Origin of the sequence: Pseudomonas sp. PS02290, assembly GCF_029960075.1 — a bacterium.
GTDB lineage: Bacteria > Pseudomonadota > Gammaproteobacteria > Pseudomonadales > Pseudomonadaceae > Aquipseudomonas.
The window spans coordinates 243798-263941 of the sequence record NZ_JASCOY010000001.1; the positions used below are offsets into that span (position 1 = coordinate 243798).

A 20144-nucleotide genomic window follows, 5' to 3' on the forward strand; every position below is an offset into this window, starting at 1 on the left:
CCGCAGCAGGACAAGTGGCGATGATGGTTGCGTCAGAGGCAGGCTGTCCGGCATAACGCTGATGTTTGCACTTCATGAATATCGACGTTAAGGCTGCTGCATGATTCGATCGAAAAAGGCCTGGCTGCATCGCGGCCTGCCGGTGCTGGCGACTTTACTCCTCGGCGGCTGCTCCAGTCTTTCCTATTACTCGCAACTGGCCAGCGGCCAAATGGCCCTGTTGCGGGCGCGCGAACCGGTTGCCGACGTCATCGCTGACCCCAATCGCGACCCCACGCTGCGCGATCATCTGCGCACATCTCAGCAGGCCCGTGCCTTTGCCACCGAGCATCTGCATCTGCCGGATAACCGCAGCTACCGCCTTTACGCCGATATCCATCGGCCTTTTGTCGTCTGGAACGTATTTGCGACCGGCGAATTTTCCCTTGATCCTGTCACCCATTGCTTCCCCATCGCCGGGTGCGTGGCCTATCGCGGCTACTACACCCAGGGCGCCGCGCGGGGGGATGCGGCTGTTCAGAAGCTTGAGGGTAAAGACGTGTATGTCAGCGGCGTGGAAGCGTACTCAACGCTCGGCTGGTTCGATGATCCAATTATCAGCTCGATGATGAACTGGGGCGATGAGCGGCTCGCCACGCTGATCTTCCACGAGCTGGCGCACCAGCGGTTTTACGTGAAGGACGACAGCGAGTTCAACGAGTCCTACGCCAGTTTCGTGGAGCAGGAAGGCACACGTCAGTGGCGCGCGGCGCGGGGTTTGCCAGCGGACGGCGGGTCTTCGGAAACGCAACGACGCGATCAACTCACACAGTTGGCGCTCGACACCCGGGATCGGCTGAAGGCGCTGTACGCCGAGCCGCTGAGTCCGCAGGTCATGCGCGCACGCAAGGCCGCTGAGTTCGAGCGTCTGCGTAGCGAGTATCGGCAGCTGCGCGACAGCCAGTGGGGTGGCGACAAGCGCTTCGACGGCTGGGTGTATGCGCCGATGAACAACGCACGGCTGCTGCCCATTGGTCTGTACGATCAGTGGGTACCGGCGTTTGAAGCGTTGTTCAGGCAGGTGAACGGCGATTGGCCCGCATTCTATTCGGCGGTGGAAAAGCTGGGCGGACTGCCCAAGGATGAACGCAAGGTGGCGCTGCAGCGGCTGGCCCAAAAAGCCTAAGCGGCATGATCGCTCCCCCGCTCTGCGTGGAAACGATCATCGCTTGCCTGATTGAGTGCTCTCAGCTTTTGAGAAACGCCTGATGCAGTGCGCTCACCGAATCAAAATGATAGGTCGGCGCCTCGGCCTCCAGCTCTTCGCGACTGCCAAACCCGTAACCCACCGCTACCACATCCAACCCGTTGCGCTTGCCGCCAATCAAATCGTGTTTGCGGTCGCCGATCATCAGCGTCTGTTTCGGGTCGAGCTGCTCTTCATCCAGCAAATGCCGAATCAGCTCAACCTTGTCAGTGCGGGTACCGTCCAGCTCGCTGCCGTAGATCAGCTTGAAATGGCGCGTGAAATCGAAATGCCGGGCGATTTCATGGGCGAACACCCAGGGTTTTGACGTCGCGATGAACAGCGTGCGGCCCTGATCCGAGAGCATGTCCAGCAATTCGAACACGCCATCAAACACCAGATTCTCGTAAAGGCCCGTCACCTTGAAGCGCTCGCGGTAAAAGCCCACGGCCTCCCAGGCCTTCGCTTCGTCGAAGTCGTAGGCGCGCATGAATTGCTGCAACAGCGGCGGGCCAATGAAGTGCTCAAGCCGGGTGATGTCGGGTTCGTCGATGCCCAGCTTGCTCAAGGCAAACTGGATGGACCGGGTGATGCCTTCGCGCGGATCGGTCAGGGTGCCGTCCAGGTCGAACAGGATATTCTGGTAATGCATGGGTGCTCTCAGCAGGGTTTGTCGAAGCCTTCGGTCAGGTGCTGGTCTTTCAGCTTTACGTAATTGGTCGCGCTGTAGGGGAAGAAGGCGATCTCTTTCTCGGTCAGCGGACGCATTTGTTTCACCGGACGCCCGACGTAGAGGAACCCGCTCTCAAGGCGTTTGCCGGGCGGCACCAGACTGCCCGCGCCGATGATCACCTCGTCCTCCACCACCGCACCGTCCATGATCGTGGTGCCCATGCCGATCAGGATGCGATTGCCGACGGTGCAGCCGTGCAGCATGACCTTGTGGCCGATGGTCACTTCGTCGCCGATCAACAGCGGAAAACCGTCCGGGTTGAACGGCCCGGCGTGGGTGATGTGCAGCACGCTGCCGTCCTGCACGCTGGTGCGCGCGCCGATGCGGATGCGGTGCATGTCGCCACGGATGACGGTCAGCGGCCAGACCGAACTGTCGACGCCGATTTCGACATCGCCGATCACAACCGCCGAATGGTCGACAAACGCCCGCTCGCCAAGGGCCGGGGTGTGCTGCTGGAACGTGCGAATGGCCACGATAGGCTCCTTCTCTGGCGCCGATAGCTGCGGCCGACGCCGATTGTAATTAAGATGCGTGGGTGTTTCTTTTAGCCAAGGTGCCAAACCGTGAGCGCGAACAACCCTCTGTTGCAATCCTACGACCTGCCACCTTTCTCGGCGATTCGCGCCGAGCATGTAAAACCTGCCATCGAACAGATTCTCGCCGACAACCGCGCCGCGATTGCCGACATCCTCGCCAAGCAAGGTTCGCAGCCTACATGGGCTGGCCTTGTGCTGGCGATGGACGAACTCAATGATCGCTTGGGCGCCGCCTGGAGCCCGGTCAGCCACCTGAACGCCGTGTGCAACAGCCCGGAACTGCGCGAGGCCTATGAGTCTTGCCTGCCGGCACTGAGCGCCTATTCGACCGAGATGGGTCAGAACCGCGAACTGTTCCAGGCCTTCGAAGCCTTGGCCAACAGCCCGGAAGCGGCCAATTTCGACGTCGCCCAGAAGACCATTCTTGAACAATCGCTGCGTGATTTCCGCCTGTCGGGCATCGACCTGCCGCCAGAACAGCAAAAACGCTATGCCGAGGTGCAGAGCAAGCTGTCCGAGCTGGGCAGCCAGTTCTCTAACCAACTGCTCGACGCGACCCAAGCCTGGAGCAAGCACGTCACTGACGAAGCTGCCCTCACCGGCCTGACCGATTCGGCCAAGGCGCAAATGGCCGCCGCAGCCCAAGCGAAAGATCTCGAAGGCTACCTGATCACGCTCGAGTTCCCGAGTTACTACGCCGTCATGACCTACGCCGAAGACCGCGCGCTGCGCGAAGAAGTCTACGCCGCGTACTGCACCCGCGCGTCTGACCAGGGCCCGAACGCTGGCAAAAACGACAACGGCCCGATCATGGAACAGATTCTGGATTTGCGTCAGGAACTGGCCAAGCTGCTGGGTTTTGCCAGCTTCTCCGAGCTGAGCCTGGCCACCAAAATGGCCGAGTCCAGCGATCAGGTCCTCAGCTTCCTGCGTGATCTGGCCAAGCGCAGCAAGCCGTTTGCTGTTCAGGATCTGCAGCAGCTGAAAGCCTATGCTGCCGAACAAGGCTGCCCGGACCTGCAAAGCTGGGACAGCGGTTTTTACGGCGAGAAGCTGCGCGAACAGCGCTACAGCGTTTCCCAGGAAGCGCTGCGCGCCTACTTCCCGGTCGACAAAGTGCTGACCGGCCTGTTCGCGATCGTACAAAAACTGTACGGCATCGAAATCGCCGAGCAGAAGGGCTTCGACACCTGGCACCCGGACGTCCGCCTGTTCGAAATCAAGGAAAACGGCCAGCATGTCGGGCGCTTCTTCTTCGATCTCTACGCCCGCGCCAACAAGCGTGGCGGTGCGTGGATGGACGGTGCCCGCGATCGTCGTCGCACCGCTGAAGGCACGTTGCAAAGCCCGGTGGCCAATCTGGTCTGTAACTTCACCCCGGCGGTCAGCGGCAAGCCGGCGCTGCTCACCCACGATGAAGTCACCACCCTGTTCCACGAATTTGGTCATGGCCTGCATCACCTGCTGACCCGCGTCGAACACGCGGGCGCGTCGGGCATCAATGGCGTAGCGTGGGATGCGGTCGAGCTGCCGAGCCAGTTCATGGAAAACTGGTGCTGGGAGCCGGAAGGCCTGGCGCTGATCTCCGGCCATTACGAAACCGGTGAGCCGCTGCCTCAGGACCTGTTGGAGAAAATGCTCGCGGCGAAAAACTTCCAGTCCGGCCTGATGATGGTCCGCCAGCTGGAATTCTCGCTGTTCGACTTCGAACTGCACGCCACCCACGGCGACGGCCGCACCACGCTGCAAGTGCTGGAAGGCGTGCGTGACGAGGTGTCGGTGATGCGTCCGCCTGCGTACAACCGCTTCCCGAACAGCTTTGCCCACATCTTTGCCGGCGGTTACGCGGCGGGCTACTACAGCTACAAATGGGCCGAAGTGCTGTCTGCCGATGCATTCTCGAAGTTCGAGGAAGAAGGCGTGTTCAACGAGCAGACCGGCCGGGCGTTCCGTGAAGCCGTTTTGGCGCGGGGCGGGTCACAGGCGCCGATGGTGCTGTTCGTCGACTTCCGCGGACGCGAGCCTTCGATTGACGCACTCTTGCGCCATTCGGGCTTGAGTGAGGAAGCGGCAGCATGACCGAGACACCACGGGTGATTACCAAGAAGCGCTTCATCGCCGGGGCGGTTTGCCCGGCGTGCAGCGAGCCTGACAAGTTGATGATGTGGAACGAAGACGACGTGCCGCACCGTGAGTGCGTGCACTGTGGTTATTCCGACACCCTCAATGCGCAGGGGCAATCGATCCCGACAGAACTTGGCACGCGGGTGAACAAGCCTGTGGCAAAGCCGGCCGATCCCAAGGTGCAGGGCGTGCAGTTCTTCCCGAATCCGAAGCTGAAGAAGCCGGTTGATCCAAGCTGATATCGCTGCATTTCAGTGGGACCGGCTTTAGCCGGGAAAAGGCCGGTGCGAACACCCTCAATTTTGCGGCGTGGCGCGACGTCTTCCCGGCTAAAGCTGGTCCTACAAAATGCCTGCTAACGCCAGCCATACAATGTGCAAACTGTCCGGCTTCACAACCGCCACAGGATCGTCTGCACTCCCACCCCATCGGTTTTCTCGAACCAGCCCTTGACCGAGCACCGGGCAAACATGCTGGTGCTGCATGCGCCCGTGTCCATTGCCGACTTCAGCGCCGCCACATCGACGTTGTTGATGTAGGCAATCCCGCGCTTGAGGCTGTCTTCGTCGCCGTAACCGCCATGCTCCATCTCATCCAGCGCCGCCTGTTTGCTCCAGCCCTGGGCGACGATGCGGTACATCGCCGCCACCAGACCGGTTCGGTCCAACCCGTGCTTGCAGTGAATCAACACCGGCCCGTTTTGCTGGGCCGCCTGGATGGCGCGCAGGCTTTCGATCACGTCCGCGTCGTCGATGTGGACCACCTGCAACGGAATCTGCACTTGCACAACGGAGTCGTCGGACAGCCATTTGCTGTCACTCTCCTTAAGGAAGTTGATCACCGTGTGAACGCCAAGCCGCTGCAGAAGCGGCTGTGCTGCGGCGTCCGGCTGGCGACTGCGGTAAAGCGTCGGCGTGATCTGGTAGAGGTTGTAGTGCGGGTCGACGAGTTGCGCCCACTGCGCCGGGCGTGACGATTGCGCCGGTGAAACATCCTCGGCTTGAGCGAGAGAGGCAGATGACACGACCAGCAGCAGGAGGAGTTGAGCAGCGAGCGGGCGAAGGCGCATGGAAGACGTACCGTGGAAACCAGCCATTTATCGATGGCGCAAGTTTTCGCTCCCCAGGGTCAAGGCGCTGTGAGGCGCGTGTCAAAAGTTGGTGAAAGCCATTGATCGGCGCCGAGGTGTTTTTCCGAATCCGCGCGTGAAGGCCATGAGTATTTCGCGATACTGTATGCATAACCAGTTATCCAGGAGTCGTCATGTCCAGTCAGTTGCCCCCACGCGGGCGCGGCACCGCGACCAACCCGCATAACCGCTTTGCGCCCAGCCGATCCGTCGCCGAAGACGACGGCTGGTATCAGGAAGTGCCGCTGACCCAGGGCACCACCGTCACGCTGGAAACCGCCAAAAGCATCATCGCGCGCAACTCGTCGCCCGACATCCCCTTCGACCGCTCCATCAATCCGTACCGGGGTTGCGAGCACGGTTGTATTTATTGCTACGCCCGGCCGAGCCACGCGTATTGGGACATGTCGCCGGGGCTGGATTTCGAGACCAGGCTAATCGCCAAAACCAATGCTGCTGCCCTCCTGGAGCAGCAGCTGTCCAAGCCTGGCTACACCGTTGCGCCGATCACCCTGGGGGCGAACACCGATCCGTATCAGCCCATCGAGCGCGAATACACATTGAGCCGGGCGACGCTGGAAGTGCTGCTGCGCTACCGCCATCCGGTGACGATCATCACCAAAGGCTCGCTGATTCTTCGGGATCTGGACCTGCTGGCCGAGCTGGCAAAGCTGCGGCTGGTGTCGGTGTTCATCAGCCTGACGACGCTGGACGATGAGCTCAAGCGCATCCTTGAACCCAGGGCTGCCGCGCCCAAGGCCCGGCTGCGGGCGATCAAGGTTCTGCGTGATGCCGGTGTGCCGGTGGGCGTTTTGCTGGCGCCGATGATTCCAATGATCAATGACATGGCGCTGGAGAAGCTGATGGCCGAGGCCAAGGCCGCCGGCGCGTTGAGTGCGAGCTACGTGATGCTGCGTCTGCCGCTGGAGGTCGCCCCGTTGTTCGAAGAGTGGCTCCAGGCGCATTATCCGCAGAGGGCCGAGCATGTAATGAGTCTGGTACGGCAGAGCCGCGGCGGGGAGGTGTACGACAGCCGCTTTGGCTCGCGAATGCGCGGTGAGGGGGTGTTCGCTGAACTGCTGGCCCAGCGTTACAGCCTCGCGATCAAGAAGCACGGCTTGAACCGGCGGGAAAGTTTTCAGCTGGACTGCACCGCGTTTTGCCCGCCTGGCGGTCAGATGTCGCTGTTATGACTTGAGCGGCGTCTTAAGGGTGTTGCGCCACGACAGGCGCTTGCGATTTAGATTTTCTAACGCAAGAGCCCCGATCTAGAGCCACGCATTCAGTTTCAATTAAGTTTGCGTCGTTAAGGTGAGTCGGAAGTGACCGATTGGTCTTGTAGGAAAATTAACGCAAGAAGACCAGAAAAAAGTGGGTCATCCACAGGATTCGCCGGAAAATCCACTTAAATCCGTCAGAGAGGATGAAACATGAGTGACCAGGATAAGCAGCCCAAGGCTGCGACGACAGGCGTAACGCCTCAGGTGGAAACCGCCGAAATGGCGCTGAAGCAAATTGTTGATGGCTTCAAGCATTTCCGCCATGACGTCTTCCCTCAGCAGGAAGAACTGTTCAAGAAACTCGCCACCGCCCAACATCCCCGGGCCATGTTCATCACCTGCGCCGACTCGCGCATCGTCCCGGAACTCATCACGCAAAGCTCGCCGGGCGACCTGTTCGTCACCCGTAACGTAGGCAACGTCGTTCCGCCTTATGGGCCTATGAATGGCGGCGTTTCAACGGCTATTGAATATGCCGTCCTGGCCCTTGGCGTCCAGCACATCATCGTTTGCGGCCACTCCGATTGCGGGGCGATGCGCGCCGTTCTCAACCCCGACACCCTGGAAAAGATGCCGACTGTCAAAGCCTGGCTGCGCCATGCCGAGGTCGCCAAGACCGTTGTGCAGGACAACTGCAACTGCACCGGCGAGCACGAAACCATGCACGTGCTCACCGAAGAAAACGTCATCGCGCAGCTGCAACACCTGCGTACGCACCCTTCCGTGGCGTCCAAACTGGCCAGCGGTCAGTTGTTCATCCATGGCTGGGTCTACGACATCGAGACCAGCGAAATCCGCGCCTACGATGCCGAGCAGGACTGCTTCCTGCCGTTGGATGGCGACCATCCGGTGCCAATGGCGTCGATCCCCCGCGGTCGATATTGATCGCCGGCTGACCCGCTGCGCCTGAGTGCAGCGGCGTCGGCCCTGACGCTTCCACCCTCATACAAGCTCGTAGCGGCCGCGTTCAGCGCGTGCCGCCGGGCGTTGTCACGTCTGAATTCCGGAGAGTCGTCATGGCTACTACTGATCTGAAAGCGTTGTTACCACGGGAGCTGCTGGCTTCCGTGGTGGTTTTTCTGGTGGCCCTGCCGCTGTGCATGGGGATCGCCATTGCGTCCGGCATGCCGCCGTCCAAGGGTTTGATCACCGGCATCATCGGCGGTCTGGTGGTGGGCTGGCTGGCAGGCTCGCCGCTTCAGGTCAGCGGCCCGGCGGCAGGTCTGGCGGTGCTGGTGTTCGAGCTGGTCCGTGAACACGGCATGGCCATGCTCGGGCCGATTTTGCTGCTCGCCGGTGCGCTGCAGTTGCTGGCCGGTCGCTTGAAGCTCGGCTGCTGGTTTCGCGTCACGGCGCCGGCGGTGGTGTACGGCATGCTGGCGGGCATCGGCGTACTGATCGTGCTTTCCCAGGTCCACGTGATGTTCGACAGCGGGCCCAAGCCTTCCGGGCTGGACAATCTGGTGGCGTTTCCGCAGACCGTTATCGGTGCGATGGGAATGGGCAGCGCCATGCAGGCCGGTCTTCTCGGGCTGGGCACCATCGCCGTCATGTGGCTGTGGGAAAAGCGTCGGCCCCATGCACTGCGGTTCGTACCAGGCGCGTTGCTAGGCGTCGGTATCGCGACGGTGGTGAGTCTGGTGATGAGCTTGCAGGTCAAGCGCGTCGAGGTCCCGGCGAACCTTGCCGAGGCCATCGACTGGCTGCGCCCTGCAGACCTGCTGAACCTGGCGGACCCTGCCATCCTGATCGCGGCCATTGCCGTGGCCTTCATTGCCAGCGCTGAAACCCTATTGTCAGCAGCGGCGGTGGATCGCATGCACGACGGCCAGCGTTCGGACTTCGACAAAGAGCTCAGCGCCCAAGGCGTAGGTAACATGTTGTGCGGTCTGGTCGGCGCGCTGCCGATGACGGGCGTGATCGTGCGCAGTTCGGCCAACGTGCAGGCGGGTGCGAAGACGCGGCTGTCGGCGATGTTCCACGGTCTGTGGCTGCTGGCGTTCGTACTGTTGCTGTCCAGCGTGTTGCAGAGCATTCCTGTGGCCAGCCTGGCCGGCGTGCTGGTCTACACCGGCGTGAAGCTGGTAAATATTCAGGCGCTCAAGGGGCTGGGGCGTTATGGCCGCATGCCGATGTTCATCTATGGCGCGACCGCCAGTGCGATTGTCCTGACCGACTTGCTGACGGGCGTGTTGATCGGCTTTGGCCTGACCCTGGTGAAGCTGGCGCTGAGCGCATCGCGCCTGAAGATCAATCTGGTCGACCTGCCGGCCGAGGGGGAAATGGAGCTGCGCCTCAATGGTTCTGCCACGTTCCTCAAGGTGCCGGCGCTGACGCAGACTCTGGAAACCGTGCCGCCTGGCACCACGCTGCATGTGCCGCTGGGCAACCTGAGGTATATCGACCATTCCTGCCTGGAGCTGCTGGAGGAATGGGGCCGCGCCAACGCCGCGCAGGGCTCGCGTTTGCTGCTGGAGCAACGGCTGCTCAAACGTCGCGTGGAAGGGCGGATCCGCACGTCGATCGGAGGGGCAGCGTTGCACTGAGGCGGGTGAAGGGGGTGCGGGGTCAGTCTTTCCCGCGCTCCAGTTCCAGCCCTACGCCCAACTGACGTGACAGGCTAGGCCAGCGTTTCCACGCCGCATCGGTGTCCGGGCTGGCGAGGCGCTCGCGGTAGGCTTCCACCGATTCCAGCGAGAAGCTGTCGTCATTGAGCATTTCGTCGATGGCGTGATGCACCACTTCGTCCAGCTGATTGGCAAACGATTCGCCGATCAGTTGGTGGGCGATGACGCTGGCCACCGTGGTGTTCATCGGGATCAGCGGCTGGCCGAAATGCTTGATGTACAGATCGTTCACTTCTTCCACCAGCCGGTGGGCCAGATAGGCTTCGTCCAGCAGACCGTCCAGCCCTTCGTGGGCCGCCATGATGGCGGGAGGCGCGCTGAAGAATTGCTCGGCGATTTTCAGGACCGGCTTGATCTGGCTTTCAATGCCCGCCTGCAACGCCACGTCATGGGCGGCGTCAAGCAAGTCCGGCACCTGACCGATGTAGGCAATGACGAAACGCGTCAGCACGCCTCGCGCGTCTACGTCAGGCAGGTGAATGGAGGGGTGCAGATGAGGAAGTTGCGACTCCAACTGGCGCGCTAGCTGACCGGATTGGTTTTCGTGTTCCTGAGCTCGGGTGATCTGCTCGCGCAATGCGGCGGTGTTCATGGATGCTCCATAGGCAGTGAAACCAGACGGTCATTATAGGGAAGTCCATACCTTAGCTTGCCCACAAATGGCGCTAAGACGTAATTGTCATAACAGTTTCATGGTTATGTGCATAATCGCGCGACCGTGGATCACTCATTGTGCTGAAGTCATGACCCGAACCCAGAAAACCGTTTTCATCCTGGCGGCCATCGTGGCGCTGGTGCTTGGCCTGACCGTCTACCGTGTGCTGTCCGGTCCCGATCAGGGCGATCAGACCGCGCTCGTCGACGCAGGCATTATCCTTCTCCCGCAGAGCCGCACTGTGCCGGATCTCTCGCTCACCGATCAGGACGCCCAGCCCCTTTCACTGAGGGAATTGAAGGGCAAATGGACGGTGCTGTTCTTCGGTTACACCTTCTGCCCGGACATCTGCCCGACCACCCTCGCCCAGCTGCGTCAGATCAAAAGCGAGCTGCCCAGTGAGGCCGTCGACAAACTGCGCATCGTGCTGGTCAGCGTCGATCCCGATCGCGACACCCCGCAACAGCTCAAGCAATACCTGGGGTATTTCGACAAGCAGTTCATCGGCCTGAGGGCGCCGGTGGATACGCTGCAGAAGCTGGCGAATGCCGTGAGCATCCCGTACATCCCGGCGGACACCAGCAAGCCGGGCTATACAGTCGACCACAGCGGCAACCTCGCCCTCCTGGGCCCCGACGGTACCCAGCGCGGTTTCATCCGCGCGCCGCTGAACAGCCAGAAGCTGGTGGCGCAGTTGCCGGGGCTGGTTGAGAGAAAGTAAGGACTGATGATCTCGGCGTTGCGCCGAGATCATTAGTGTGTGGCGATCAGAACGCCGGAACCACGGCGCCTTTGTACTTATCAACGATGAATGCCTTGGTTTCCGGGCTGTGCAGCGCGGCGACCAGTTTCTGGATGGCCGGGGCATCCTTGTTGTCTTCGCGGGTCACCAGGATGTTCGCGTATGGCGACTCCGACCCTTCGATGATCAGCGCATCCTTGGTCGGATCAAGCTTGGCGGTCATGGCGTAGTTGGTGTTGATCAGCGCCAGGTCCACCTGCGTCAGTACCCGTGGCAGGGTCGCGGCTTCCAGCTCGCGGAATTTCAAATTCTTCGGATTCTGCTGCACGTCGCTCGGCTTGGCGGTGATGCTGGTCGGATCCTTCAGGGTAATCAGACCAGCCTTGACCAGCAGCAGCAGCGCGCGGCCCTCGTTGGTGGCGTCATTCGGGATGGCGACATTGGCGCCATCCGGCAGCTCGGCCAGGCTCTTGAGCTTGTCCGAGTACGCGCCAAACGGCTCGATGTGAACCTTGGCCACGCTCACCAGATGGGTGCCCTTGCCCTTGTTGAACTCATCCAGATATGGCTGGTGCTGGAAGAAGTTGGCGTCCATGCGGTTCTGGTCGACCTGCACGTTCGGCTGAATGTAATCGTTGAACACCTTCACGTTCAGCGTCACGCCTTCCTTCGCCAGCATCGGCTTCACGAACTCGAGAATCTCGGCGTGTGGCACGGCGGAGGCCGCGACGGTCAAGGTCTCATCAGCATGGGCAGACAGCGCCGCCACAGCCGCAAATACAGCCAACAACTTCTTCATTTCTACTACTCCTGAAATGTACGCGCAGCGGCGTGCACCTGCCGGTCAGTGACCGGCGAACTCGGTTAACGGTGTGAAAAGTGCGCGACCAGTCTGTCGCCAACGGTTTGCAGGATCTGCACCAGCACCAGCAGCAATACGACCGTCACAAACATCACATCGTTCTGGAAGCGTTGATAGCCGTAGCGAATCGCCAGATCGCCCAGACCACCGGCGCCGACCGCACCGGCCATGGCCGTGAACGACACCAGCGCAATCGCAGTCACGGTGATCGCCGCGAGGATGCCGGGGCGTGCTTCAGGCAACAGCGCCTTGATCACGATCTGTCGAGTCGTGGCGCCCATCGCCTGAGTAGCCTCGATGATGCCGCGATCCACTTCCCGCAGGGCGGTTTCCACCAAGCGCGCGAAGAACGGCGTAGCGCCTGCGATCAATGGCGGCAGCGTGCCGAGAATGCCCAGAGAGGTGCCGGTGATGATTTCCGTCAGGGGCATCATCACGATCAGCAGGATGATGAACGGCAGCGCTCGCAGCATGTTCACGATCAAGCCGACGGTGGTGTAGACCGGCTTGTTCTCAAGCAACTGACGCGGCGAGGTCAGGAACATCAGCACGCCGAGCGGCAAGCCCAGCAATACGGTGAAGGCAAGCGAGACACCAAGCATGATCAGGGTGTCGCCGGTCGCCAGCCAGATTTCGTACCAGTCGACGTTGGAAAACAGGTTGAGAAATGTGTCCATCAGCGCAGGACCTCCATGTGAACGTCGGCTGCGGTGAAGCGGGCGAACGCGGCGTCCATGTCACCACCGGTGATGGCCAGCGTCAGTTGCCCGTAAGGCGTGTCTTTGATGCGGTCGATACGGCCGGCCAGAATGCTGTAGTCCACGCCGGTTTCCCGCGCGACCGTTCCCAGCAATGGCGCGTAGGTCGCGTCGCCCTGAAACGTCAGGCGCACGATACGGCCCTGAACATGGGCGAAATCGCTGTTCAGCTGGTTTTCGTCGACTTCTTCGTCTTCCTGCACAAAGCGGCGAGTGGTCGGGTGCTTGGGATGCAGAAACACATCGGCCACAGCGCCCTGTTCGACGATCACGCCCGCATCCATGACCGCCACCTGATCGCAGACGCGACGTATCACGTCCATTTCGTGGGTGATGAGCACGATGGTCAGCTGCAGTTCGCGATTGATCTCGGCCAGCAGCTGCAACACCGATGCCGTGGTTTGTGGGTCTAGGGCGCTGGTGGCCTCGTCGCACAGCAGAATCTTTGGCTTGGTCGCCAGCGCGCGGGCGATGCCGACCCGCTGCTTCTGACCGCCAGATAACTGCGCCGGGTATTTTTTGGCGTGATCGGAAAGACCCACGCGGGCGAGCAGTTCGGCCACGCGCTGATCGATCTGCGCGCGGGACATGTCCCCGGCCAGCGTCAGCGGCATGGCGACGTTATCGGCCACCGTCTTGGACGACAGCAGATTGAAGTGCTGGAAGATCATGCCGACCTGGCGGCGGAAGCCGCGCAGACCGTCGGCGTCCAGTGCGGTGACATCGACGTCATCGACCAGAATCTTGCCGCCGCTAGGGGCTTCAAGGCGGTTGATCAGGCGAAGCATCGTGCTCTTGCCGGCGCCGGAGTGGCCGATCAGGCCAAACACCTGGCCGTTTTCGATGCGCAGGCTGGTGGGGTGCAGCGCGGGAATTTCCCGGTCGGCGACCCGATAGGTTTTGTGGACGTTTTGGAACTCGATCACGGAGCGAACCTTGTGGGGCGCGTTGAAAAATCAGCGTGGAGACTCGGGCCTTCATCACGCTGCTGAGCGATGCCATTTCGGCTTCGGCTGGGTAAACCGGGCGCGCATTTTAGCCTGTGAAATCCGGGTTGGGCCCAGCCTTCTTAGCATTTATTTCGCACTGCACCTGCCGAATGGTCATATGGATGGCCGCCTGTCAGTCTGGCGATGGAAATCGAAGAATCGGAAAAACAAACGGAACGGCTGATTTCATCGTCAGTCATTTACTTAGCGCCTGAATATTGCCTGGCTGCATGTCAGGCATTTCCGCCTACGAGCTTCTGCTGCCTCCACGTCGTTGGAGGCTAAAAAAGGAGCCGTCCGAACTGAGGAGTTTTGCCTGATGAGTAAGAACACCAATCCACCTGTTAGCCCCAACGGCAACAGTGAACTGGCTGGCACTGACACGCTGGACCGTGGCAACACCAATGCCAAGATCGAAAGTCTTGAAACGTTCCGCTCCGACGCTACCGGCGAGGCTTTGCGCACCAATCAGGGCGTTAAGATCTCCGACAACCAGAACACGCTGAAAGTCGGATCGCGCGGCCCTTCGCTGCTCGAAGACTTCATCATGCGCGAGAAGATCACCCACTTTGACCATGAACGCATTCCGGAGCGCATTGTTCACGCGCGCGGTACCGCGGCCCACGGTTACTTCCAGACCTACGAGAACCATTCGGCGCTGTCCAAGGCGGAATTCCTGCGTGATCCGGGCAAGAAAACCCCGGTGTTCGTACGCTTTTCCACAGTTCAAGGCCCACGTGGCTCCGGCGATACAGTCCGTGACGTACGTGGCTTCGCGGTCAAGTTCTACACCGGCGAAGGCAACTACGACCTGGTCGGCAACAACATGCCGGTGTTCTTCATCCAGGACGCCATCAAGTTCCCCGATTTCGTACATGCCGTGAAGCCAGAGCCTCACAACGAAATCCCTACCGGCGGCTCGGCCCACGACACCTTCTGGGACTTCGTTTCCCTGGTGCCGGAATCCGCGCACATGGTGCTGTGGACCATGTCGGACCGTGCGATCCCGAAAAGCCTGCGCTCCATGCAGGGTTTCGGCATCCACACCTTCCGCATGATCAACACCGAAGGTAAGTCCTCGTTCGTCAAATTCCACTGGAAGCCCAAGTACGGCACCTGCTCCCTGGTGTGGGACGAAGCGCAGAAGCTTGCGGGCAAGGACACCGACTTCCATCGCCGCGACCTGTGGGAGTCCATTGAGATGGGCGACTACCCGGAATGGGAACTGGGCGTACAGATTGTCGCCGAGGAAGATGAGCACAAGTTCGACTTCGACCTTCTGGACCCGACCAAGATCATCCCGGAAGAGTTGGTGCCGGTAACGCCGCTGGGCAAAATGGTGCTTAACCGCAACCCGGACAACTACTTCGCCGAAACCGAGCAGGTTGCGTTCTGCCCAGGCCATGTCGTGCCGGGTATCGACTTCTCCAACGATCCACTGCTGCAGGGTCGTCTGTTTTCCTACACCGATACGCAGATCAGCCGACTGGGTGGGCCGAACTTCCACGAGATCCCGATCAACCGTCCGGTCTCGCCGAACCACAACAACCAGCGTGATGCGCAACACCGCACCACCATCGACAAGGGCCGTGCTTCCTACGAGCCTAACTCGATCGACGGCGGCTGGCCGAAAGAAACCCCTGCAGGTCCTGAGGATGGCGGCTTCGAGACTTATCACGAGCGCGTCTCGGCAGAGAAGGTGCGTGAGCGCAGCCCCTCATTTGGCGATCACTTCTCCCAGGCCACGCTGTTCTTCAACAGCATGAGCGAGCACGAGAAAGAGCACATCATCGCGGCGTACAGCTTCGAGCTGGGCAAGGTTGAGCGTGAGCACATCCGCGCACGTCAGGTGAACGAGATTCTCGCGAATATCGACCTCACCCTGGCTGAACGTGTGGCTGAAAAGCTTGGCTTGCCGGCGCCGAAAGCAGCGACCGTCCAAGCGCAAAGCAACGGCAAGCTGAGCGTCGACAAATCGCCGCTGCTGAGCCAGGCGAACCTGCTGCCTGCCGACATCGCTTCGCGCAAAGTTGCCATCCTGGTCGCCAATGGCGTCGACGACAAAGCGGTAGCGGCGATGAAAGCGGCGGTGGAAGCCGAAGGCGCACACGCCAAGGTGCTGGGTCCTACCTCCGCGCCGGTCAAGACCGCAGGCGGCGCGTCCCTGGCCGTTGACGCTTCGATGGAAGGTTTGCCATCGGTTGCGTTCGACGCCGTGTTCATCCCGGGCGGCGACGCTTCGATCAAAGCCCTGAGCGGCGACGGCGTGGCACTGCATTACGTGCTTGAGGCGTACAAGCACCTCAAAGCCATTGCTTACGCGGGTGATGCACAGAAACTGATCGACCTGCTGCGTCTGGAAGCCGATGCCGGCTTGCTGGCCGTTTCGGACAGCGCCTCGTTCAAGGCGTTTTTCAAGGCGATCCAACAACATCGCGTTTGGGCTCGTGAGCCAAAAGCGAAGGCAATTCCTGCGTAATCTGCAGGACTAGCTGCAACAAAAAAGGCGTTGCCCGCGAGGGCTACGCCTTTTCTTTTGATCAAAAATCGATCAGAGCTGAGCGGGTTTCAGCACGATCTTCGCAGGCTCGGTGCGCTCGATTTCACGCTGCATCTGCAATTCGAAATCGGGGTTGATCTTCGTGACACGCTTGGTCAGCAAGGTCGCCAGCCAAGGGTAGTCGTCGGTGCGCGGCACCTGCACAGTGACGTCGCAATTGAAGGCTGTCACGTCTTCAGCGATGTCGCTCAGCTGACGTCGCAGCTGTTTCATGTCGCTGAGCTTCAGCTCGATGGTCGTGCTCTCGGCGCTCGGGTCGATTACTTTCGCCTTGCGCTTGGCTTCGGCAGCCCGCAGATCGGCTTCTGCCTTCTCCAGCTCGGCTTTACGGGCGTGGGCGATGGCACCGTTGACGCCGCTGGTCAGCGCCGGGGCTTTTGGCATCAAGGCACGGGCGCGGCTGAGCGCGGTTGCGGCAGCGTTCATGTCGCCCTTTTGCAGCACGATCTGGCTACGGCTCAGGTACGCCTCGGCCAATTGACGCTGGTACTGCTCGAGTCGGGGATCGTCCGGGGATTTGCTTTGCAGCGCAGCGAGTTGATCTTCGGCGGTCGCCAACTCGCTGCTGGCGATATTCTGTTCCAGCTGCTGATAGGCATCGGGCGCAGCCACAGGCGCGGGCTGCTCGACGGGCTTGCTCTGGCAAGCGCTCAACAGAACGGAAAATGCAGCAAGCAGCAGATAACGGGATGCGAACGGCTTCATTCCTGCGATTCTCTATTTGCGCAAAAAACGAGCAAGTCTACACACAAGTGACTTGCACCGAAAATAACTGATGACTATCGGTGGGCGCGCAAGGAGTCATTGCACATTGCCGCCATTGGATTATTGCGGAGTATGACTCTACGCGCCACCCAAGGTTCTACCGCTTGGGCAAAAGGAAGCTGAGCAGAAACAACGCCGCTGCCGAGACCACGATGGACGGGCCTGCCGGGGTGTCCTTGAACCATGACAACGCCAGACCCGCGCACACCGCAATGACGCCGATGATGCTTGCCCCCAGGGCCATTTGCTCCGGCGAGCGGGCGTGACGCTGTGCCGCAGCGGCGGGGATGATCAACAGCGAGGTAATCAGCAACACGCCGACGATCTTCATGGCCACCGCGATGACCACGGCAATCAGCAGCATCAAGGTCATGCGCAGGGTCGCCACCGGCAGACCTTCAACCGTCGCGAGTTCTTCATGCACGGTGATGGCCAGCAGCGGTCGCCACAGCGCACAGATCAACACCAGCACCAACGCGCTGCCCGCGAGAATCCACGCCAGATCGTTCGGGCTGATGGCGAGCAGGTCGCCGAACAGATAGCCCATCAGGTCAATGCGCACGTCACGCATGAAGCTCAGCACCACCAGCCCGAGGGACAAGGTGCTTGGCGCCAGAATGCCCAGCAGCGTGTCGGAGGCCAGCGGTTGACGCTGCTGCAGGGTCACCAGCAACACTGCCAGCAACAGGCAGCCCACGGTGACGGCGATCGTCGGACTGATATCCAGCAGAAAGCCCAGCGCCACGCCGAGCAGCGCGGCATGGGACAGCGTGTCGCCGAAATAAGCCATGCGCCGCCACACCACGAAAGACCCCAAAGGGCCTGCCACTACCGCTAACGCGAGGCCTGCGAGCAAGGCGTAAAGAAGAAAATCAGCCATGCTTGCAGCTGTCCCCGTAGTCGTGAGTGTGGGTATGAACGTGATCGTGGACTTGAGCGGGTTGGCAGACTTCGCCATGCAGGTCGTGCGCATGATCGTGATGGTGGTGATAGATCGCCAGGCTCGGCGCGTTCAGGCCGAACAGCTCAACGAAAGCCGGATCGTTACTGACCTGCTCGGGGTGACCGGAGCAGCACACGTGGCGATTGAGGCAGACCACTTGATCGGTGGTGCTCATCACAAGGTGCAGGTCATGGGAAACCATCAGCACACCGCATTGATGCCGATTGCGCAGCTGAGTGATCAGCGCGTACAGCTCGGCCTGTCCGGCGACATCCACGCCCTGCACCGGCTCGTCGAGCACCAGCAGCTCCGGTTTGCGCAATAGCGCTCGCGCCAGCAGCACGCGCTGCATCTCGCCACCGGAGATCCCTTGCAGCGGGCTGTCGATGACTTTCTCGGCGCCGACCTCGACCAGCGCTGCCCGAGCGGTGTCGCGATCAACGCCGGGCACCAGCCGCAGGAAGCGCAGGACCGACAACGGCAGCGTGGCATCAATGTGCAGCTTTTGCGGCATGTAACCGACGCGCAGTTTCGGCTTGCGCCAGATCTCCCCCGAGTCAGCCTTGAGCAGCCCGAGCACGGCGCGCACCAGCGTGGTCTTGCCCGCCCCATTGGGGCCGATCAGGGTGACGATTTCGCCCGAGCTGACGCTCAGCTGAATGTTTTCCAGCACGCTCTGGCCGGCGCGGGTCACGCTGACGTCCTTCAGGCGGATCAGTGCATCGCTCATCAGGCGGCCTTGCATCCGGCACACACGCCAACGACTTCGACGGTCTGGGCTTCAACGTCAAAGCCCACCTCGTTGGCAGCGTCGACGATGGCGGCGCTGATGGTGGCGTGCTGCAACTCGATGGCGGCGTGACACTCGCGACAGATCAGGAACTGGCCCTGATGCGCGTGGGTGGGGTGATTGCAACCTGCGAAGGCGTTCAGCGACGCGATGCGGTGAACCAGACCGTTTTCCAGCAAGAAGTCCAGCGCGCGGTACACAGTAGGCGGCGCGGCGCGGCGGCCATCTTCTTCGCTGAGCACGGCGAGGATGTCGTAGGCGCCCAGCGGCTTGTGGCTCTGCCAGACCAGCTCCAGCACGCGACGACGCAGGGCCGTCAGGCGCAGGCCTTTGCCCGCGCACAGCGTGTCGGCTTCAGTGAGCGCACTGTGCACGCAGTGGGAGTGATCGTGGGGGCGACTGGCCAGGGGTGTTTTAGACATGAGCGGCGACGGCCTTTGAGAGAGACGTTATTATGTTACCCGTTCCTGCCCCCATGAGTGGTTATCGTGTCCCGACTTTTTTTACTTTTTGTCGTATTTATTACCGGTTTTTCAACCATCACTGCCGCTGAAGCAAACGTCCGCGTCCTGACCAGCATCAAGCCGCTTCAGCTGATCGCCGCGGCTGTGCAGGACGGAGTCGCGGTGCCGGAAGTCCTGCTTCCGCCGGGCGCATCCCCTCATAACTACGCGCTACGGCCGTCCGACGTACGGCGCGTACAGGAAGCCGATTTGCTCTACTGGATTGGCCCGGACATGGAGACGTTCCTGCCTCGCGTGTTGTCCGGGCGCAGCAAAGCCTCGGTCCCGGTCGAGTCGTTGCCCGGCATGCACCTGCGTCATTTCACCGCCAGCGCCGAGCATCACGATGATGACGAAGACGAGCATGACCACGATCATCGCCCGGGCAGCGTCGATGCGCACTTGTGGCTGTCGTCAGTCAATGCGCGGGTAATTGCGGCGAAGATGGCCGCTGACTTGAGCCAGGCCGATCCGGCCAATGCGGCGCATTATGAGAGCAACGTCAAAGCCTTCAGCGCACGCCTTGACGCGCTGGACGCCAAAATCAAACAGCGGGTCGCCGGTATTTCAGGCAAGCAGTATTTCGTGTTCCACGAGGCGTTTGATTATTTCGAAGAAGCTTATGGGTTGAAGCATGCGGGCGTCTTTGCCGTCAGCAGCGAGGTTCAGCCGGGTGCTCAGCACGTCGCTGCCATGCGCGCGCGGTTGACCGAATTCGGCAAGACCTGCGTGTTCAGCGAGCCGCCTCTTCGCCCGCGTCTGGCCGACACGTTGAGTGCGGGTCTGCCGGTCAAACTGGCCGAGCTGGACGGATTGGGCGGCTATACACCCGCCACCGCCCAGGGTTATGAGCAATTGCTGAGCAAACTGGCGGATGATCTGGCGGGGTGTCTGGAAGGTTTGTAAGTGCTGGGCCGATG

At 61.0% G+C, this 20144-nt stretch carries 20 protein-coding genes; 9 read left to right on the plus strand and 11 right to left on the minus strand.

Features of this window, described 5'->3' with window-relative positions; all coding sequences use genetic code 11:
* Positions 1 to 100 precede the first annotated feature (100 nt).
* A complete protein-coding gene (locus QMX88_RS01145; RefSeq protein ID WP_282365469.1) occupies positions 101 to 1165 on the plus strand; it encodes an aminopeptidase in 1065 nt (354 codons plus the stop codon).
* A gap of 61 nt (positions 1166 to 1226) precedes the next feature.
* On the opposite strand, the gene QMX88_RS01150 is transcribed toward QMX88_RS01145, so the two are convergent.
* The gene (locus tag QMX88_RS01150) at positions 1227 to 1877 is read right to left on the minus strand and encodes an HAD family hydrolase (protein ID WP_282365470.1); all 651 of its coding nucleotides are present in this window, start codon (positions 1875 to 1877) and stop codon (positions 1227 to 1229) included.
* 8 nt (positions 1878 to 1885) lie between these two features.
* Positions 1886 to 2434, minus strand: coding sequence for a gamma carbonic anhydrase family protein (locus tag QMX88_RS01155; RefSeq protein ID WP_282365471.1), 549 nt, complete (start codon positions 2432 to 2434; stop codon positions 1886 to 1888).
* Between the two features lie 90 nt (positions 2435 to 2524).
* On the opposite strand from QMX88_RS01155, the gene prlC reads away from it, so the two are divergent.
* Both prlC and QMX88_RS01165 read left to right on the plus strand, forming a co-directional pair.
* A complete protein-coding gene (prlC, locus tag QMX88_RS01160) occupies positions 2525 to 4576 on the plus strand; it encodes an oligopeptidase A (RefSeq protein ID WP_282365472.1) in 2052 nt (683 codons plus the stop codon).
* A complete protein-coding gene (locus tag QMX88_RS01165) occupies positions 4573 to 4860 on the plus strand; it encodes a YheV family putative zinc ribbon protein (RefSeq protein WP_282365473.1) in 288 nt (95 codons plus the stop codon). The genes prlC and QMX88_RS01165 overlap by 4 nt, the downstream gene beginning before the upstream one ends.
* A 152-nt stretch (positions 4861 to 5012) precedes the next feature.
* Here QMX88_RS01165 and QMX88_RS01170 read toward each other — a convergent pair whose 3' ends face one another.
* Positions 5013 to 5690 carry a dual specificity protein phosphatase family protein gene (locus tag QMX88_RS01170; RefSeq protein ID WP_282365474.1) on the minus strand — a complete coding sequence of 226 codons (678 nt, stop codon included), beginning with the start codon at positions 5688 to 5690 and terminating at the stop codon, positions 5013 to 5015.
* A 194-nt stretch (positions 5691 to 5884) separates the two neighbouring features.
* Between QMX88_RS01170 and QMX88_RS01175 the strand changes: the two genes are divergently transcribed.
* The 3 genes from QMX88_RS01175 to QMX88_RS01185 all read left to right on the plus strand — a co-directional run bounded on the left by QMX88_RS01175 (position 5885) and on the right by QMX88_RS01185 (position 9576).
* Positions 5885 to 6943 carry a PA0069 family radical SAM protein gene (locus QMX88_RS01175; protein WP_282365475.1) on the plus strand — a complete coding sequence of 353 codons (1059 nt, stop codon included), beginning with the start codon at positions 5885 to 5887 and terminating at the stop codon, positions 6941 to 6943.
* 306 nt (positions 6944 to 7249) lie between these two features.
* On the plus strand, positions 7250 to 7915 hold the full coding sequence (locus tag QMX88_RS01180) for a carbonic anhydrase (protein WP_407073260.1): 666 nt from the start codon (positions 7250 to 7252) through the stop codon (positions 7913 to 7915).
* 131 nt (positions 7916 to 8046) lie between these two features.
* Positions 8047 to 9576 (plus strand): SulP family inorganic anion transporter, encoded by a 1530-nt coding sequence (locus QMX88_RS01185; RefSeq protein WP_192174430.1) that lies wholly within the window; start codon positions 8047 to 8049, stop codon positions 9574 to 9576.
* A 22-nt stretch (positions 9577 to 9598) separates the two neighbouring features.
* Here QMX88_RS01185 and QMX88_RS01190 read toward each other — a convergent pair whose 3' ends face one another.
* Entirely contained in the window at positions 9599 to 10249 is a 651-nt protein-coding gene (locus tag QMX88_RS01190; protein ID WP_282365476.1) for a hypothetical protein, read from the minus strand.
* A 151-nt stretch (positions 10250 to 10400) separates the two neighbouring features.
* Between QMX88_RS01190 and QMX88_RS01195 the strand changes: the two genes are divergently transcribed.
* Complete coding sequence (locus QMX88_RS01195; RefSeq protein WP_282365477.1) at positions 10401 to 11033, plus strand: SCO family protein; 633 nt, start codon at positions 10401 to 10403, stop codon at positions 11031 to 11033.
* Positions 11034 to 11079: 46 nt separating this feature from the next.
* Here QMX88_RS01195 and QMX88_RS01200 read toward each other — a convergent pair whose 3' ends face one another.
* The 3 genes from QMX88_RS01200 to QMX88_RS01210 all read right to left on the minus strand — a co-directional run bounded on the left by QMX88_RS01200 (position 11080) and on the right by QMX88_RS01210 (position 13600).
* Positions 11080 to 11853 carry a MetQ/NlpA family ABC transporter substrate-binding protein gene (locus QMX88_RS01200; protein ID WP_282365478.1) on the minus strand — a complete coding sequence of 258 codons (774 nt, stop codon included), beginning with the start codon at positions 11851 to 11853 and terminating at the stop codon, positions 11080 to 11082.
* A gap of 65 nt (positions 11854 to 11918) precedes the next feature.
* Positions 11919 to 12593: a methionine ABC transporter permease gene (locus QMX88_RS01205; protein ID WP_065987960.1), complete on the minus strand. Its 675-nt coding sequence runs from the start codon at positions 12591 to 12593 to the stop codon at positions 11919 to 11921.
* Entirely contained in the window at positions 12593 to 13600 is a 1008-nt protein-coding gene (locus tag QMX88_RS01210; protein WP_192174435.1) for a methionine ABC transporter ATP-binding protein, read from the minus strand. The genes QMX88_RS01205 and QMX88_RS01210 overlap by 1 nt, the downstream gene beginning before the upstream one ends.
* A gap of 382 nt (positions 13601 to 13982) precedes the next feature.
* Here QMX88_RS01210 and katE point away from each other — a divergent pair, with 382 nt between their 5' ends.
* Positions 13983 to 16142: a catalase HPII gene (katE, locus tag QMX88_RS01215; protein ID WP_282365479.1), complete on the plus strand. Its 2160-nt coding sequence runs from the start codon at positions 13983 to 13985 to the stop codon at positions 16140 to 16142.
* A gap of 72 nt (positions 16143 to 16214) precedes the next feature.
* Here the strand turns inward: katE and QMX88_RS01220 are convergent, their stop codons facing one another.
* The 4 genes from QMX88_RS01220 to QMX88_RS01235 form a co-directional block, all read right to left on the minus strand.
* On the minus strand, positions 16215 to 16928 hold the full coding sequence (locus tag QMX88_RS01220; RefSeq protein WP_282365480.1) for a PA5502 family lipoprotein: 714 nt from the start codon (positions 16926 to 16928) through the stop codon (positions 16215 to 16217).
* Between the two features lie 157 nt (positions 16929 to 17085).
* Positions 17086 to 17868 (minus strand): zinc ABC transporter permease subunit ZnuB, encoded by a 783-nt coding sequence (gene znuB / locus QMX88_RS01225; RefSeq protein WP_172610143.1) that lies wholly within the window; start codon positions 17866 to 17868, stop codon positions 17086 to 17088.
* Positions 17861 to 18661, minus strand: coding sequence for a zinc ABC transporter ATP-binding protein ZnuC (gene znuC, locus QMX88_RS01230; protein WP_282365481.1), 801 nt, complete (start codon positions 18659 to 18661; stop codon positions 17861 to 17863). Before znuC ends, znuB begins: the two co-directional genes overlap by 8 nt.
* On the minus strand, positions 18661 to 19143 hold the full coding sequence (locus tag QMX88_RS01235) for a Fur family transcriptional regulator (RefSeq protein ID WP_122534313.1): 483 nt from the start codon (positions 19141 to 19143) through the stop codon (positions 18661 to 18663). The genes znuC and QMX88_RS01235 overlap by 1 nt, the downstream gene beginning before the upstream one ends.
* Before the next feature lie 57 nt (positions 19144 to 19200).
* Between QMX88_RS01235 and znuA the strand changes: the two genes are divergently transcribed.
* Positions 19201 to 20130, plus strand: a complete 930-nt coding sequence (gene znuA / locus QMX88_RS01240; RefSeq protein ID WP_282365482.1) for a zinc ABC transporter substrate-binding protein ZnuA — start codon at positions 19201 to 19203, stop codon at positions 20128 to 20130.
* Positions 20131 to 20144: the final 14 nt, after the last annotated feature.